The sequence below is a fragment of the Erwinia sp. PsM31 genome (assembly GCF_030433775.1).
GTDB lineage: Bacteria > Pseudomonadota > Gammaproteobacteria > Enterobacterales > Enterobacteriaceae > Erwinia > Erwinia aeris.
Window position 1 is genome coordinate 1 of sequence record NZ_JARUWZ010000021.1, and the last position, 14,090, is coordinate 14,090.

The 14,090-nt window shown below is 56.4% G+C and carries 16 protein-coding genes; 3 read left to right on the forward strand and 13 right to left on the reverse strand.

The annotated features are described in order from the left end of the window. Positions 1-354 precede the first annotated feature (354 nt). A complete protein-coding gene (locus QCD69_RS15465) occupies positions 355-729 on the reverse strand; it encodes an antiterminator Q family protein (protein ID WP_253459207.1) in 375 nt (124 codons plus the stop codon). Between the two features lie 177 nt (positions 730-906). On the opposite strand from QCD69_RS15465, the gene QCD69_RS15470 reads away from it, so the two are divergent. Both QCD69_RS15470 and QCD69_RS15475 read left to right on the forward strand, forming a co-directional pair. Then, on the forward strand, positions 907-1,584 hold the full coding sequence (locus QCD69_RS15470) for a S24 family peptidase (protein WP_253459205.1): 678 nt from the start codon (positions 907-909) through the stop codon (positions 1,582-1,584). A 99-nt stretch (positions 1,585-1,683) separates the two neighbouring features. After that, a complete protein-coding gene (locus QCD69_RS15475; RefSeq protein ID WP_301252654.1) occupies positions 1,684-1,941 on the forward strand; it encodes a YfhL family 4Fe-4S dicluster ferredoxin in 258 nt (85 codons plus the stop codon). Positions 1,942-1,999: 58 nt separating this feature from the next. On the opposite strand, the gene acpS is transcribed toward QCD69_RS15475, so the two are convergent. From acpS to rpoE, 11 genes are all read right to left on the reverse strand, one after another. Further along, a complete protein-coding gene (gene acpS / locus QCD69_RS15480) occupies positions 2,000-2,380 on the reverse strand; it encodes a holo-ACP synthase (RefSeq protein ID WP_125289479.1) in 381 nt (126 codons plus the stop codon). Next, positions 2,380-3,111 (reverse strand): pyridoxine 5'-phosphate synthase, encoded by a 732-nt coding sequence (gene pdxJ / locus QCD69_RS15485; RefSeq protein WP_301252656.1) that lies wholly within the window; start codon positions 3,109-3,111, stop codon positions 2,380-2,382. Before pdxJ ends, acpS begins: the two co-directional genes overlap by 1 nt. Before the next feature lie 71 nt (positions 3,112-3,182). Beyond that, the gene (gene recO, locus QCD69_RS15490; RefSeq protein WP_253459192.1) at positions 3,183-3,908 is read right to left on the reverse strand and encodes a DNA repair protein RecO; all 726 of its coding nucleotides are present in this window, start codon (positions 3,906-3,908) and stop codon (positions 3,183-3,185) included. Between the two features lie 3 nt (positions 3,909-3,911). After that, positions 3,912-4,817 carry a GTPase Era gene (era, locus tag QCD69_RS15495; RefSeq protein ID WP_253459188.1) on the reverse strand — a complete coding sequence of 302 codons (906 nt, stop codon included), beginning with the start codon at positions 4,815-4,817 and terminating at the stop codon, positions 3,912-3,914. Continuing rightward, positions 4,814-5,494, reverse strand: coding sequence for a ribonuclease III (rnc, locus tag QCD69_RS15500; RefSeq protein WP_125289475.1), 681 nt, complete (start codon positions 5,492-5,494; stop codon positions 4,814-4,816). Before rnc ends, era begins: the two co-directional genes overlap by 4 nt. A 130-nt stretch (positions 5,495-5,624) precedes the next feature. Next, complete coding sequence (gene lepB / locus QCD69_RS15505) at positions 5,625-6,584, reverse strand: signal peptidase I (protein WP_253459185.1); 960 nt, start codon at positions 6,582-6,584, stop codon at positions 5,625-5,627. A gap of 25 nt (positions 6,585-6,609) precedes the next feature. Beyond that, the gene (gene lepA / locus QCD69_RS15510) at positions 6,610-8,409 is read right to left on the reverse strand and encodes a translation elongation factor 4 (protein ID WP_253459182.1); all 1,800 of its coding nucleotides are present in this window, start codon (positions 8,407-8,409) and stop codon (positions 6,610-6,612) included. 265 nt (positions 8,410-8,674) lie between these two features. Further along, positions 8,675-9,136 (reverse strand): SoxR-reducing system protein RseC, encoded by a 462-nt coding sequence (gene rseC, locus QCD69_RS15515; protein ID WP_253459178.1) that lies wholly within the window; start codon positions 9,134-9,136, stop codon positions 8,675-8,677. After that, positions 9,133-10,080 carry a sigma-E factor regulatory protein RseB gene (rseB, locus tag QCD69_RS15520; RefSeq protein WP_253459174.1) on the reverse strand — a complete coding sequence of 316 codons (948 nt, stop codon included), beginning with the start codon at positions 10,078-10,080 and terminating at the stop codon, positions 9,133-9,135. Before rseB ends, rseC begins: the two co-directional genes overlap by 4 nt. Then, the gene (rseA, locus tag QCD69_RS15525; RefSeq protein ID WP_301252659.1) at positions 10,080-10,721 is read right to left on the reverse strand and encodes an anti-sigma-E factor RseA; all 642 of its coding nucleotides are present in this window, start codon (positions 10,719-10,721) and stop codon (positions 10,080-10,082) included. The genes rseB and rseA overlap by 1 nt, the downstream gene beginning before the upstream one ends. A 30-nt stretch (positions 10,722-10,751) precedes the next feature. After that, positions 10,752-11,327 (reverse strand): RNA polymerase sigma factor RpoE, encoded by a 576-nt coding sequence (rpoE, locus tag QCD69_RS15530; protein WP_125289469.1) that lies wholly within the window; start codon positions 11,325-11,327, stop codon positions 10,752-10,754. A gap of 361 nt (positions 11,328-11,688) precedes the next feature. On the opposite strand from rpoE, the gene nadB reads away from it, so the two are divergent. Next, the gene (gene nadB, locus QCD69_RS15535) at positions 11,689-13,281 is read left to right on the forward strand and encodes an L-aspartate oxidase (RefSeq protein ID WP_301252660.1); all 1,593 of its coding nucleotides are present in this window, start codon (positions 11,689-11,691) and stop codon (positions 13,279-13,281) included. On the opposite strand, the gene trmN is transcribed toward nadB, so the two are convergent. Then, positions 13,282-14,019 carry a tRNA(1)(Val) (adenine(37)-N(6))-methyltransferase TrmN gene (gene trmN / locus QCD69_RS15540; RefSeq protein WP_301252662.1) on the reverse strand — a complete coding sequence of 246 codons (738 nt, stop codon included), beginning with the start codon at positions 14,017-14,019 and terminating at the stop codon, positions 13,282-13,284. Positions 14,020-14,090: the final 71 nt, after the last annotated feature.

Below are 14,090 nucleotides of genomic sequence, written 5' to 3' on the forward strand. Positions count from 1 at the left end.
CTGCCTGTCACTAATCCATGCTGCTACATTAAGGGGTTTATTTCGTAACGAAAACCCCTTAGTGCTAATCTTTTTATTTAAGAACGCAGGAAAGTTTGAGGCATAAAAAATGCACTCCTGCCTGCCAATAAGGCAGACAACGGAGTGCATATAGAAGACATTCTCTTTGTGGTTCGCAATCGTTAAAGAACCATGTTGCTACTTTACGCGTATAAAATCGTTACGAAAAGCCCTGATCAATATTATTTTTGCTATGTATGCAAATTGCGTAACAACGTAGACTTGCCTTACGACATCTGGTCATAATTAAATTATTCTTTGCTTTTATATTTTTATATTCGTAACGAAGAAATTTTATATCCAGGCATCCATTTCCAGCTCCGCATCGCTCATAATTATACAGGCATCAATAAAGGTTTCAGCTATCATCAGCTGGTTCCTTACTTTGCCTTCCGAGCATTTCTTTTTCCGGGCAATGGCGGATTTGGAAATATTATAGAGGTAGTGCAGGATAATCAGCTCGACCTCGTCCGTACGCCCGACCTTGTGCAATTTGGCGATAGCCGCATCGACAATCAGCCCGTCGCTGTCGCTACAGGAGAGTCGGCTTCTCCGCTCATCCGGCAGCAGCCCTTTAAAGCCCGCCGCAACCGGCGACCAGTCAAGCTGCGTGCCCTCTGCCACAGCCCAACCGCCCCAACGTTCCAGTACTTTTTGTATATTACGCATCAACCGACCTCCTTTTCTTACCTGACTCTTTTGTGGCCTGCCCGATCGGGCAGGATGACTGTGGCGATGAATTATACTAAACTGCATTATCTGATGAAGCATAATCGCCTTAACAACACCTATTCTAATGCAAAAACGCATAATTGCAACGTTAGCGCGCAATAACAGGAAGATAAAATGATCTTTGATTTGGATGTATTCAACAGTAACATCAAGCACTTGATGGAAAGAGAGGGCATCGGCAGCGTGACGGAGCTTTCTAAAAAGGTCAGGCTACAGCAGTCCACCCTGCACCGGCTGCTGACGGGAGAAGTGAAAGACCCAAAGTACACCACGCTGAAGTCTCTGGCGGATTATTTTCACGTTTCGCCCATCGATCTGATCGAGCGCGACTTACAGGCATCGGCTGCACAACATGCGCCGGGCGTGACAGGCGAGCTTCACTCGCTGGTGCTGCATAAGGTGCCGGTGCTGGGCAATACTCAACTTGGCCACAGCGGCTACTGGAGCGATATGCAATATCCTGTTGGCAATGGTGACGGGTTTCTACGCTGGCCTTCCTGCGATCGCGACGTCTACGCGCTGAAATGCGTGGGGGATTCGATGATGCCAAGGATCAAAGAGGGTGAGTTTGTGATCGTGGAGCCGAATCAGAATTTTCATCCGGGCGATGAGGTGCTGGTGGTCACCAGCAGCGGCGAGGTGATGGTGAAAACCTTCCTGTTTAAACGCGACGGCTTTTACCATCTGCTGCCGGTTAATGAGGATCACGCACCGATCCGCCTGCCGGTTGAAGAGGTTACGCAGATGCAGTATGTCGCCGGCATTGCGAAATCTTCGCTCTGGCATCCCTGAGCAACAACGGCTGGCTAACGACCCGAAGACAGGCCGTGGGAAACGGTCGTTCAGTGTGGTAAATTACGCCCCTTCTTCCGTTAAGGGTATTCGCTGAACATGGCTTTACTGATCACTAAACGCTGCATCAATTGCGATATGTGCGAGCCGGAGTGCCCGAACCAGGCGATTTCCATGGGCGAAAGCATTTACGAGATCGATGTGAACCGCTGTACAGAGTGCGTGGGTCATTACGACACGCCAACCTGTCAGCAGGTTTGCCCTATTGATAGTACGATTATCAGCGATCCGGAATGTGTGGAAAGCAGCGACAGGCTGTGGGAAAAGTTTGTGCTCCTGCATCACGTCGCCTCCTGAACGGGCGACCTCTGAGGCGCGCAGCGGTCGGACTGGCGATGCAACCAGCCCGACCGAATTAGCTTTCGATAATCACCGTAGCGCAGGCGTAGTGACGCTCGTCCGCCAGCGTGACATGAACGTGCGCGACGCCCAGCTTTTGCGCCACTTCCGCCGCCTGCTGAAAGAAACGCAGCCCCGGCTTGCCCAGCTCGTCGTTGTAAACCTCAAACTGGTTAAAAGCCAGGCCGCCGCGTATGCCGGTACCAAACGCCTTAGCCGCAGCCTCTTTTACCGCGAACCGTTTGGCAAGAAAGCGCACCGGCTGCTGATGCGCCTGATACTGCGCCCATTCGTTTTCGCTCAGCACGCGTTTCGCCAGCCTGTCGCCGGAGCGGGAAATCACGCCTTCGATACGGTCGATTTCCACGATATCCGTGCCCAGCCCCAGAATAGCCATTAGCGACGCGCTTCCCGCATCAGCGCCTTCATCTCGCTTACCGCATCGGCAAGCCCGCTCATCACCGCGCGGCCGATAATAGCGTGTCCGATATTCAGCTCATGCATCTGCGGCAGCGCGGCGATCGGCTGCACGTTATGATAGGTCAGCCCGTGGCCCGCATTCACCTTCAGGCCTTTGTCGTGCGCATAGGCCGCCGCATCTTTAATACGACGGAACTCCGCGTCGCGTACCGCGCCCTCTTCCGCTTCCGCATAGGCGCCGGTATGAATTTCGATATAGGGCGCGCCGGAGGCCATGGCGGCATCAATCTGCCGATGGTCGGGATCGATAAACAGCGAAACCTGAATGCCCGCCTCTTTCAGGCGCGAAACGGCAAAGGTGATTTTTTCCTGCTGGCCCGTCACGTCCAGGCCGCCTTCGGTGGTGACTTCTTCGCGCTTTTCCGGCACCAGACAGCAGAAATGGGGTTTGATCTCGCAGGCGATGTCGACCATTTCATCGGTCACGGCCATTTCGAGGTTCATGCGCGTCTGAATGGTCTGACGAAGAATTCTGACGTCACGATCGGTGATGTGGCGACGATCTTCGCGCAGATGGACGGTGATGCCGTCCGCGCCGGCCTGCTCGGAAACAAAAGCAGCCTGTACCGGATCGGGATAATGCGTGCCGCGAGCGTTGCGCACGGTGGCGATGTGGTCGATATTGACGCCTAACAGGAGTTCAGCCATAACAAACCTCAGAATAATGTACGAGGGCTACAGTGTACGTCCGCGCCGTTCCCCGGTACAGCCAGGCGACTTTACTCGGGCGCGTCCGCGCGTTTTTTCGGCACGAACTGTCGAAAAAGCTCCTGGCTCTTCAGTGGTTTTCCGCCCAGATAGGGCTTGAGCGCCATGCGGGTGAAACGCTTGGCGGCCCTGAGCGTCTCGCTATCCGGAAAGCTGCGTTCATAAAGCGCCCGCAGCTCGCGTCCGGTAAAGCTTTTATGGCTTTTCACCAGGCTGGCGATAAAGCCTTTTTCCTCGCGATAGATATAGGTCATATCATCCGTAACCTCTTCGCCGCTGCCCGCGCAGTGCAGGAAATCGACGCCGTAGCCAAGATGGCCCAGCATCGCCAGCTCGAAGCGGCGCAGCGCCGGTTCCGGCGAGCCGACGCCCGCAGCCAGCGCCTGAACACAGTGCAGATAGTCGAAAAAAAGCTCGGTAAAGGCGGTTTCCTGCTCCAGCACGCGAGCTATCAGCTCATTAACGTACAGGCCGCAGTAGAGGGAAATACCGGTCAGAGGAAGGGCAAGAGAGATGGGTTCGGCGCCGCGCAGGGTTTTCACCTCGCCGCGCCCACCCCAGCGTACCAGCAGCGGCGTAAAAGGCTGTAAGGCGCCTTTCAGGCTGGAACGCTTGCCGCGCGCGCCTTTGGCCAGGACGCGCACGCGGCCGTAGTTTTCCGAAAAGAGATCGAGCATCAGGCTGGTTTCGCTGTAGGGACGTCCGTGCAGGACAAATGCGCGTTGCCAGCCTTCCATCAATTACAGATCGTCTACGTAACCCAGGCTACGCAGCGCACGTTCGTCGTCTGCCCAACCGGATTTAACCTTCACCCATAGCTCCAGGTGGACTTTGGCTTCAAACATTTCTTCCATGTCTTTGCGCGCTTCAATACCGATGGTTTTGATCTTCGCGCCTTTGTTGCCGATAACCATTTTCTTCTGGCCTTCACGCTCGACCAGGATCAGGCCGTGGATATCATAGCCGCCGCGATCGTTGGTCACAAACTGCTCGATTTCCACCGTCACCGAATAAGGCAGCTCGGCGCCCAGGAAGCGCATCAGCTTTTCACGGATCATCTCGGAGGCCATAAAGCGCTGCGAGCGATCGGTGATGTACTCTTCCGGGAAGTGATGTTCCGCTTCCGGCAGGCGCTTGCGCACGATGCTGGCGATGGTATCAACGTTTTTACCGGTTTCGGCAGAGATCGGCACCACGTCCATAAAATTCATCTGCTGGCTCAGGAACTGCATATGCGGCAGCAGAATGGTTTTATCGGTAACGTTGTCGACCTTGTTGATCGCCAGCAGCACCGGCACCTTGTTCTCTTTCAGCTTGTTCAGCACCATTTCGTCATCGGCCGTCCAGCGCGTGCCTTCCACAACGAAGATCACCAGCTCGACGTCGCCGATTGAGCTGCTGGCCGCACGGTTCATCAGGCGGTTGATCGCCCGCTTCTCTTCCATATGCAGGCCCGGCGTATCGACGTAGATCGCCTGATAGCCGTCTTCCGTATGGATGCCCATAATGCGATGGCGCGTGGTTTGCGGTTTACGCGAGGTAATGGAAACCTTCTGCCCCAGTAACTGGTTCAGCAGCGTGGATTTTCCAACGTTCGGGCGGCCTACGATAGCAATAAAGCCGCAATGGGTGGTTTGTTCGCTCATTCAAGTCCCAGCTTAATCAGCGCCTGTTCGGCCGCTGCCTGCTCAGCTTTGCGACGACTGGAGCCGGTTCCCACAACCGGATCCGTCATGCCGCTTACCTGGCAGTGGATAGTAAATTCCTGGTCATGCGCTTCGCCACGCACCTGCACCACCAGATAGGAGGGCAGCGGCAGATGACGACCCTGCAGATACTCCTGCAGACGCGTTTTTGGATCTTTCTGTTTGTCGCCCGGGCTAATCTGATCGAGACGGCTGGCGTACCAGTCGAGGATCAGCTGTTCTACCGTCTGGATATTACTGTCCAGGAACACGCCGCCAATCAGCGCTTCTACGGTATCGGCCAGGATCGACTCGCGACGATAGCCGCCGCTTTTCAGTTCGCCTGGCCCCAGACGCAGGCATTCGCCTAAATCGAATTCCCGGGCCATCTCCGCCAGCGTATTGCCCCGCACCAGCGTGGCGCGCATCCGGCTCATATCGCCTTCGTCCACGCGTGGAAAACGGTGATAGAGCGCGTTGGCAATCACGTAACTGAGGATGGAGTCGCCCAGAAACTCCAGTCTTTCATTGTGTTTACTGCTGGCGCTGCGATGGGTCAACGCCTGCTGCAACAGTTCCTGATGGGTAAAAGTGTAGCCCAACTTCCGCTGGAGCCTGTTAATTACGATGGGATTCATGCGTTACCAATATCTTAATGCGAAAATTTTCCTGCACAGGGAACAGGGCTGGACACGCCAACACGAGACTGTTTCGTGTGCAGTGGCTCCCCAAGGGAAGCCACCCTTTTGCAGCGGCGCCTGCGCGCCGTCAGTGAATACCGCCAATACGGCTCAGGCGAACGCCGGTTGGCCATTGCCCTTCCTGCTTTTCAAAGCTCATCCAGATAGCGGTGGCTTTGCCGACCAGATTTCTTTCCGGCACGAAGCCCCAGTAGCGGCTGTCGGCGCTGTTGTCACGGTTATCGCCCATCATGAAATACATGCCGGCGGGCACGACCCACGTGGACTGCGGCTGGCCCGGCTGCTGATAGTAAGAGCTTGCCTGGCTTTGCGCCTGGGTCACCAGCAGAATGCGGTGCGTGACGTCGCCCAGCTTTTCGTTACGCGTAGCGAGACGCAGACCGCCGCGGATGGTTTCACCCTGCGGCTTCTGCCAGAAACCGTTGCCGGTTTCGTTGCCGTCAAAGCCGCTGAAGGTCTGGATAAAATCGCTTGGCTCAACGTCGGAATAGGTGATCGGCAGCGCCGTATCGCAGGTTTTTTCTGGCGCGCAGGCCGGATTCACCGTCACGGTTTTGCTCTGCGGATCGTAGCTGACGCGGTCGCCAGGCAGCCCTACCACGCGTTTAATATAATCCATGCTTGGATCTTTCGGGTACTTAAACACCGCGATATCGCCGCGCTTAGGGTGCCCGGTTGGGATCAGCGTGGTCTGCGTGATCGGATCTTTAATCCCATAGGCAAATTTCTCTACCAGGATAAAGTCGCCAATCAGCAGCGTCGGCATCATCGACCCTGACGGGATCTGGAAAGGCTCATAGATAAAAGAGCGCACCACAAACACCAGCAGCAGTACCGGGAAAACGGACGCGGCCGTCTCTATCCAGCCCGGCTGCCCGGTTTTTTTCTCGCCCACATTGTCTGCTGAAGCCTCCGCAAGCGCCTGGCTGGCCCTGCGGGCCGGCGCCCACTTGTATCTGTCCACGCACCAGATAATACCGGTTACGAGCGTTGCTATCGCCAGTATCAGGGCGAACATATTAGCCATTCCAGTTCCCTCGTCGTCTTAGGCTTTACTTACTCTCTTTACCCACATGCAGAATGGCCAGGAAGGCTTCCTGAGGCAGTTCGACGTTGCCGACCTGCTTCATGCGCTTCTTACCGTCTTTCTGCTTCTGCAGCAGCTTCTTCTTACGGCTGACGTCGCCGCCGTAGCACTTCGCCAGCACGTTTTTACGCAGCTGTTTAACGGTAGAACGGGCAATAATGTGGTTGCCGATGGCCGCCTGGATCGCGATGTCAAACTGCTGACGCGGGATCAGATCTTTCATCTTCTCCACCAGCTCGCGGCCACGGTATGGCGCATTATCGTTGTGGGTGATCAGCGCCAGCGCGTCAACGCGCTCGGAGTTAATCAACACATCAACGCGTACCATGTTGGAAGCCTGGAAGCGTTTGAAGTTGTAATCCAGCGACGCGTAGCCACGGGAGGTGGATTTCAGACGGTCGAAGAAGTCCAGCACCACTTCCGCCATCGGGATGTCATAGGTCAGCGCCACCTGGTTACCGTGGTAAACCATATTGGTCTGCACGCCGCGCTTCTCGATACACAGCGTGATGACGTTGCCCAGGTATTCCTGCGGCAGCAGCATATGACACTCGGCGATCGGCTCGCGCAGCTCTTCGATATTGTTCAGCGGCGGCAGTTTGCCCGGGCTGTCAACGTAGACGGTGTCGCCTGAGGTGGTCAGAACTTCATACACTACCGTCGGCGCCGTGGTGATCAGTTCGAGATCGTATTCACGCTCCAGACGCTCCTGAATGATCTCCATATGCAGCAGACCCAGGAAGCCGCAGCGGAAGCCGAAGCCCAGCGCGGTAGAGCTTTCCGGCTCGTAGAACAGCGAGGCGTCGTTAAGGCTCAGCTTGCCCAGCGCGTCGCGGAAAGCTTCATAGTCGTCAGAACTGATTGGGAACAGGCCCGCATAGACCTGCGGCTTCACTTTCTTAAAGCCAGGCAGCGCTTTTTCCGCCGGGTTGCGCGCCAGCGTCAGCGTATCGCCTACCGGCGCGCCCAGGATGTCCTTGATGGCGCAAACCAGCCAGCCTACTTCGCCGCAATTCAGCGCATCGCGATCGACGCGCTTCGGGGTAAAGATACCCAGACGGTCAGCGTTATACGTCTGCCCGGTACTCATTACCTTGATTTTTTCGCCCTTGCGCAGCGTGCCGTTTTTGATACGCACCAGCGAGACAACGCCCAGATAGTTATCGAACCAGGAGTCGATAATCAGCGCCTGCAACGGGCCTTCCGGATCGCCTTCCGGCGGCGGGATATCGCGCACCAGACGTTCCAGCACGTCAGGCACGCCGACGCCGGTCTTGGCCGAACAGCGCACGGCGTCGGTAGCATCGATACCGACGATATCCTCGATTTCCTGCGAGACGCGATCGGGATCGGCGGCCGGCAGGTCAATCTTGTTCAGTACCGGTACCACTTCCAGATCCATTTCCATCGCGGTGTAGCAGTTGGCCAGCGTCTGCGCTTCCACACCCTGACCGGCGTCCACCACCAGCAGCGCGCCTTCACAGGCCGCCAGCGAGCGGGAAACCTCATAGGAGAAGTCAACGTGACCCGGCGTGTCGATAAAATTGAGCTGGTAAGTTTCACCGTCAGGAGCGTGGTAGTCGAGCGTTACGCTCTGTGCCTTGATGGTAATGCCGCGCTCGCGCTCCAGATCCATAGAATCCAGTACCTGAGCCGCCATTTCGCGTTCGGTGAGACCACCGCAGATCTGAATCAAACGGTCAGAGAGCGTCGATTTGCCGTGGTCGATATGAGCGATGACAGAAAAGTTTCTTATATGCTTCATTTATATGAATTTTTTCGCTTAAACGTTCGGTTTAGTTCTTGCGGTGGACAGAGCCGTAGAGACCGACTGCAATGTACCCGCCATCAATGAGCACGCATCTTACACTGTTAGCCCCCGCCACGAAAGAATTCACATGCATAGCGTATGATTTCCCTGCGGGCCGCGCGTCTACTGCTTTAATCGTGACCGCAGCGCGACGGGACACGCGCCGGAACGCAGGATAGCGATAAGGGATAAAAGTGCCGACGGCCTGCCGGATTAAGCGTTATTCGGTTTCAACGCGCAGCGCATCCGGCGGAAGCGCCACGCTCAGAATCACCGGATGAAAAGAGGCGGATTTCCCCAAATAGCCGGAAATGCCCTTAGCGATGATAAACCCGCCGATGCCGCCAAGCAGCGCACCCGCAGCGGCAGCCAGATCGCTGTGAAACAGCATCTGAAACAGCCCGGCCACGATAAACAGGCCCAGCAGCGGCGTCATATAAACCAGCAGCGCCGAGCTGAGCAGGCTCTTCTCTTCAATGCCCAGTTCAATACGCTGCCCCGGCGCCAGCGGCTCCGCGCTGGCGATTTTCATCACGTGCGCGTTCTTTGGCCCAAGCTTGTTCAGCATGTGGCTGCCGCAGCCTTTACGGGCGGAGCAGCTGCTGCAGGAGGTTTTCATTTCTGAATGCAGCGTCGCCACACCGTTGTGCCAGGAGACCACCGTGGCCCATTCTCTCATCATTTTGCGCTACCTATGCTGTCAGCGATACGCTTGGCGGTTGAAGGAGGAAGCTCGCCAACCACCGTGATCTCTTTATTATTGCGTATTTCCGTATGCACCGTACGTCGTCCCGTGCGCAATTGTTGCGACACGCTGTTTTTGTCTGCCGCACTGACGTTGATCGAGAAGCTGAACAGCCCGTCAGAATAGAGGCGCGACTCAACCGGCTTGTTCAGCGAAGGGATCTGCCTGCGGCTCTGCGTAACCTCTTTCATGCCGTTCGGCAACCACGACGGCCGCCATGCGAAGGTGGCTTTATCGCTGGCCGGCACCGAAAGCGACGGCGGCAGGCTGGCTTTATCCAGCCCCTGCATCATTTTTCTGACGCCGTCATCCACCGCAAAGCTGACCACGCGATATTGCTCCAGCGTTTCGCCGTCCCGATCGAGCAGATCGACCCTTAACGGCAGCCGGGTATCGCTGTCCAGCCAGACAATATAGCTATAGCGGGTGCCGTCGCGCGCCACGATGCGGATCACTTCGCACAGCTGATCGGCGATACGCGTCCGCCCTACCGGTACAAAATCGTAATATTCGGAAAGCTTTTGGAAATCGGCGAACACCAGCGACGGCAGCGAATCAACAATATGTTTACCGGGCAGAGTAAAAGGCTCCAGACCCGGTTCAAAATAGCTGATCTCGTTACCGCGTTGAACAATCTCGCGGCGCGGCCCATCCATATGCAGCAGCTGTGCATAGGTCTTGCTGTCCAGAACGGCATGGCGAAAACGCAGCGACTCAATGCCCAGCCGCGAGACGTTGATATAGGCGAGTTCGTAATTGAGGGACTGGCTGGCCTGCTCCATCTGTTGCAACAGCGCCCCGGACGTGGTTTGCGCCGGGGCGAAGGAGGAATAAAACAGGCTGCCAGCCATAAGGCTGACGGCGCACCAAAGCTGCTTCATTACTGCTGCTGAATTCCTAACGACTGGTTACCCGGCACCTGAACAGCTGCCTGCTGGGCAGGCGTCTGCTCGAACTGCAGGCTCTCTGAATGCAGACGGCGCTGCAGTTCGTAATCCTGCAGCATCGCGTTAACGCGACGACGCTGATCCTGTACCTGCTGTGGCGCACTGCTGTTGGTTTCCGCCGGCACGCCCAGACTGACCGGCGACGCCTGGCCCATCATCGGCAGCGTATTGAATACCGGCGACTCTGACTGCGACTGCCCTTCAGCAGGCTGGTTATAGTGCTGCACGCCCACGATCACCGCCAGCGACACGCACGCCGCCACGCCGACCTGGGTAAGCTGCGCGGCCCATGGACGCACTTTGTGCCAGAACGGCAGCTTGTCATAGCTCTGCGGTTCGGGCTGCGCCTCTGGTATCGCTCTCTTCAACGGCAGCGGTTCTTTTTCGATAGCCGCCGCGACTTTCGCCGCGATATCGAAATGCATTACCGGCGCAACGTCGCCACGCAGGGTATCGCGGATAAGATGATGGCTTTCCCACTGTTTTTGCAGCACAGCGTCTTCAGACAATGCGGACAAAACTTCATTATCTAAAGTTTCACCATCCATTAAAGCGGAAAGTTGTTCTTTCTGCATGCCTCAGTACCCTTCCTGTGTCCGCTATCGCTAGCGTTGGATAAGTGGTTGAATTTTATTGTCGATGGCTTCACGCGCCCGGAAAATACGGGAACGAACCGTGCCCACCGGACACGCCATGATGGCGGCTATCTCTTCATAGCTCAGCCCATCCAGTTCCCGAAGCGTGATCGCCATACGGAGATCTTCGGGCAGCGTCTCAATGGTACGGAAAACCATCTGCCTTAATTCTTCCGACAACATTAAGTTCTCAGGGTTCGATATTTCTTTCAGCGCGCCAGCGCTTTCAAAGTTTTCCGCATCAATAGCGTCTACATCGCTGGCGGGCGGCCGACGTCCCTGAGCAACCAGGTAATTTTTGGCCGTATTGACGGCTATCCGATAGAGCCAGGTATAAAAAGCGCTATCCCCGCGAAACGACTCCAGCGCGCGATAGGCTTTAATAAATGATTCCTGCACTACGTCAGGCACATCTCCAGAGGGCACGTAGCGGGAAACCAGGCTCGCCACTTTATGCTGATAGCGCACTACCAGTAAATTGAATGACCGCTGATCTCCCTTCTGCACTCGCTCTACGAGAGCCTGATCCGTTAACTGCTCGCTCATCCGAGGTAATGTCTCCCCAAATCTTTTTCCACGCGTATTTGAACTACCCGTAACTCATAATTTTCGAGCAAGCATCCGCTTAGAGTAATGGTCATGAGTAAAGTTCCGTTGCGCCGTTATATTTGTGGTGTCATGTGCATCATCGCCGCAGAGTACTCTAAGAAAGGCGCTTTTTCATCTTTAAATCTTGCAGGTTCATCATAATAAACCGGCCCGGCGGGATGTACAGGAAGGCCGCCATTTTTCAGGCCAGTCCGAACGGTCTGGGGCGCTGTTTTTTGCGCTGTACAGAAAAAAACCTTTTTTGCTTCTGCGAACGGCGCTATGCTCAGCAAACAACCTGTTTAGTAAATTAAACACTATGACTCTGGCATCCGATTACAGTTGTGACGTGTTAATTATTGGCAGCGGTGCGGCAGGCCTGTCGCTGGCGCTGCGTCTGGCCGACCAGCAGCGGGTAACCGTATTAAGCAAGGGGCCGATCAACGAAGGCTCGACGCTGTATGCCCAGGGCGGGATAGCGGCCGTTTTCGATGAAACCGACAGCGTTGCCTCACATGTGGAAGATACGCTGATTGCGGGTGACGGCCTCTGCGATCGGGAGGCAGTGTCCTTTATCGCCAGTAATGCCCGCCACTGTGTGCAGTGGCTAATCGATAACGGCATGATGTTTGATAAAGCGGACACGGACAGCAGCTATCATCTGACGCGTGAAGGCGGCCACAGCCATCGCCGTATCCTGCACAGCGCCGACGCCACCGGCCGCGCGGTAGAAACCACGCTGGTCAGCCAGGCACTCAGCCATCCCGGCATTACCATCCTTGAGCGCAGCAACGCGGTGGATTTGATCGTCTCAGATAAAATCGGCCTGCCGGGCGAGCGCCGCGTCGTGGGCGCCTGGATCTGGAACCGCAAACGCGAAAAGGTGGAAACCTGCCGCGCCCGGGCGGTAGTGCTGGCGACCGGCGGCGCCGCCAAAGTTTACCAGTACACCACCAATCCCGATGTGGCCTCCGGCGACGGCATCGCCATGGCCTGGCGCGCGGGCTGTCGCGTGGCTAACCTGGAGTTTAATCAGTTTCACCCGACCTGCCTGTACCATCCCGAGGCGAGAAACTTTTTGCTGACCGAAGCGCTGCGGGGCGAAGGCGCGCTGCTGAAACGACCCGACGGCACGCGCTTTATGCCTGACTTCGACGAGCGCGCAGAGCTGGCGCCAAGGGATATCGTCGCCCGCGCCATCGATCATGAGATGAAACGGCTGGGCGCGGACTGCATGTATCTGGATATCAGCCATAAACCGCCGGAATTTGTCAGGGCGCACTTCCCGACCATTGCCGAAAAGCTGAAGACGCTGGGTTTCGATCTGACGAAGGAGCCGATTCCGATTGTCCCGGCGGCGCACTATACCTGCGGCGGCGTGATGGTGGATCACTATGGCCGCACCGATTTGAACGGCCTGTATGCCATAGGCGAAGTCAGCTATACCGGGCTGCACGGCGCCAATCGTCTTGCTTCTAACTCGTTGCTGGAATGCCTGGTTTACGGCTGGTCGGCGGCAGAGAATATCGCCACCTGGCTTCAGCGCGTTGGGCCGGTAGATAATTTGCCCGCGTGGGACGAAAGCCGCGTGGACGACTCGGACGAGCAGGTCATCCTTCAGCATAACTGGCATGAGCTGCGGCTTTTTATGTGGGACTACGTGGGGATAGTGCGCACCACCCGACGGCTGGAAAGAGCGCTGCGCCGGATCACCCTGCTTCAGCAGGAAATTGATGAGTATTACGCCAACTTCCGTATTTCCAATAATCTGCTGGAGCTGCGTAACCTGGTGCAGGTGGCGGAACTGATGGTGCGCTGCGCGATGGCAAGAAAAGAGAGTCGCGGCCTGCACTATACGCTGGATTATCCCCAGCGGCTGGCGGAAGCCAGACCGACCATCCTGACGCCCTGATTAACGGAAAAGATAAAAGTCGCGGGTCAGGCTGCAATGCGCTTCTGAATAACGCTGATCCGGCCCGCGTATCGTCATGCGATCCAGAAACGGTTCGCCCGATTCAGGCGACAGCGCCAACAGCACGCGGTTAGGCGGCCGGTTATCATTGTCGGCAACGTCGGTACGAAAACGCAGATGCCAGCCGCGCTGTAGCGCCAGCGCCACCAGCCGATCGCCTGCCGCTGTCGGCAGCACCACGCAAAAGAAACCGTCTTCGGTGATCAGCTCCTCGGCGCAGGCCAGCAGAACATCATGTGTCAGATCGGTAGTAGAGCGCGCCGAGGCACGTGCCGGCGTGGCGCATTCGCTGCCCGGTACAAAATAGGGCGGATTGCTGACAATCAGCGAGTAGCGGCGCTCGCACCGTTTTGTCCAGTGGCGAATATCGTCCTGATGGATGCGGATACGATCGGCCCAGGGCGAAGCCGCTGCGTTTTCCTGCGCCTGCGCGGCAGCCTTTTCATCCAGCTCGACCGCCTCTACCAGGACGTTTTCGCCGGTACGCTGCGCCAGCATCAGCGCAATCAGGCCGCTGCCCGTGCCAATATCCAGCACGGCGGTAGCTTCCGCCACCGGCGCCCACGCACCCAGCAGCACGCCGTCGGTGCCGACCTTCATGGCGCAGCGATCGTGCGCGATAAAAAATTGTTTAAAGGTAAAGCCGTTAGGGCGTAATACCGCTTTTTGTTGTGACATTTAAGCGACCTGAAAGGGAAACGGCGCTAGCATAGGACAATTAAGATGCAAGGAAAAGTCATTCATTCCAC

Excerpts from the sequence above, each read along its gene's own strand:
- recO (WP_253459192.1), bottom strand. The coding sequence starts at position 3,908 with ATGGAAGGCTGGCAACGCGCATTTGTCCTGCACGGACGTCCCTACAGC.
- rseB (WP_253459174.1), bottom strand. The coding sequence starts at position 10,080 with ATGAAGCAGCTTTGGTGCGCCGTCAGCCTTATGGCTGGCAGCCTGTTT.
- pdxJ (WP_301252656.1), bottom strand. The coding sequence starts at position 3,111 with ATGGCTGAACTCCTGTTAGGCGTCAATATCGACCACATCGCCACCGTG.
- rnc (WP_125289475.1), bottom strand. The coding sequence starts at position 5,494 with ATGAATCCCATCGTAATTAACAGGCTCCAGCGGAAGTTGGGCTACACT.
- lepA (WP_253459182.1), bottom strand. The coding sequence starts at position 8,409 with ATGAAGCATATAAGAAACTTTTCTGTCATCGCTCATATCGACCACGGC.
- nadB (WP_301252660.1), top strand. The coding sequence starts at position 11,689 with ATGACTCTGGCATCCGATTACAGTTGTGACGTGTTAATTATTGGCAGC.
- era (WP_253459188.1), bottom strand. The coding sequence starts at position 4,817 with ATGAGCGAACAAACCACCCATTGCGGCTTTATTGCTATCGTAGGCCGC.
- rseC (WP_253459178.1), bottom strand. The coding sequence starts at position 9,136 with ATGATGAGAGAATGGGCCACGGTGGTCTCCTGGCACAACGGTGTGGCG.
- QCD69_RS15470 (WP_253459205.1), top strand. The coding sequence starts at position 907 with ATGATCTTTGATTTGGATGTATTCAACAGTAACATCAAGCACTTGATG.
- QCD69_RS15475 (WP_301252654.1), top strand. The coding sequence starts at position 1,684 with ATGGCTTTACTGATCACTAAACGCTGCATCAATTGCGATATGTGCGAG.
- rpoE (WP_125289469.1), bottom strand. The coding sequence starts at position 11,327 with ATGAGCGAGCAGTTAACGGATCAGGCTCTCGTAGAGCGAGTGCAGAAG.
- rseA (WP_301252659.1), bottom strand. The coding sequence starts at position 10,721 with ATGCAGAAAGAACAACTTTCCGCTTTAATGGATGGTGAAACTTTAGAT.
- QCD69_RS15465 (WP_253459207.1), bottom strand. The coding sequence starts at position 729 with ATGCGTAATATACAAAAAGTACTGGAACGTTGGGGCGGTTGGGCTGTG.
- trmN (WP_301252662.1), bottom strand. The coding sequence starts at position 14,019 with ATGTCACAACAAAAAGCGGTATTACGCCCTAACGGCTTTACCTTTAAA.
- acpS (WP_125289479.1), bottom strand. The coding sequence starts at position 2,380 with ATGGCTATTCTGGGGCTGGGCACGGATATCGTGGAAATCGACCGTATC.
- lepB (WP_253459185.1), bottom strand. The coding sequence starts at position 6,584 with ATGGCTAATATGTTCGCCCTGATACTGGCGATAGCAACGCTCGTAACC.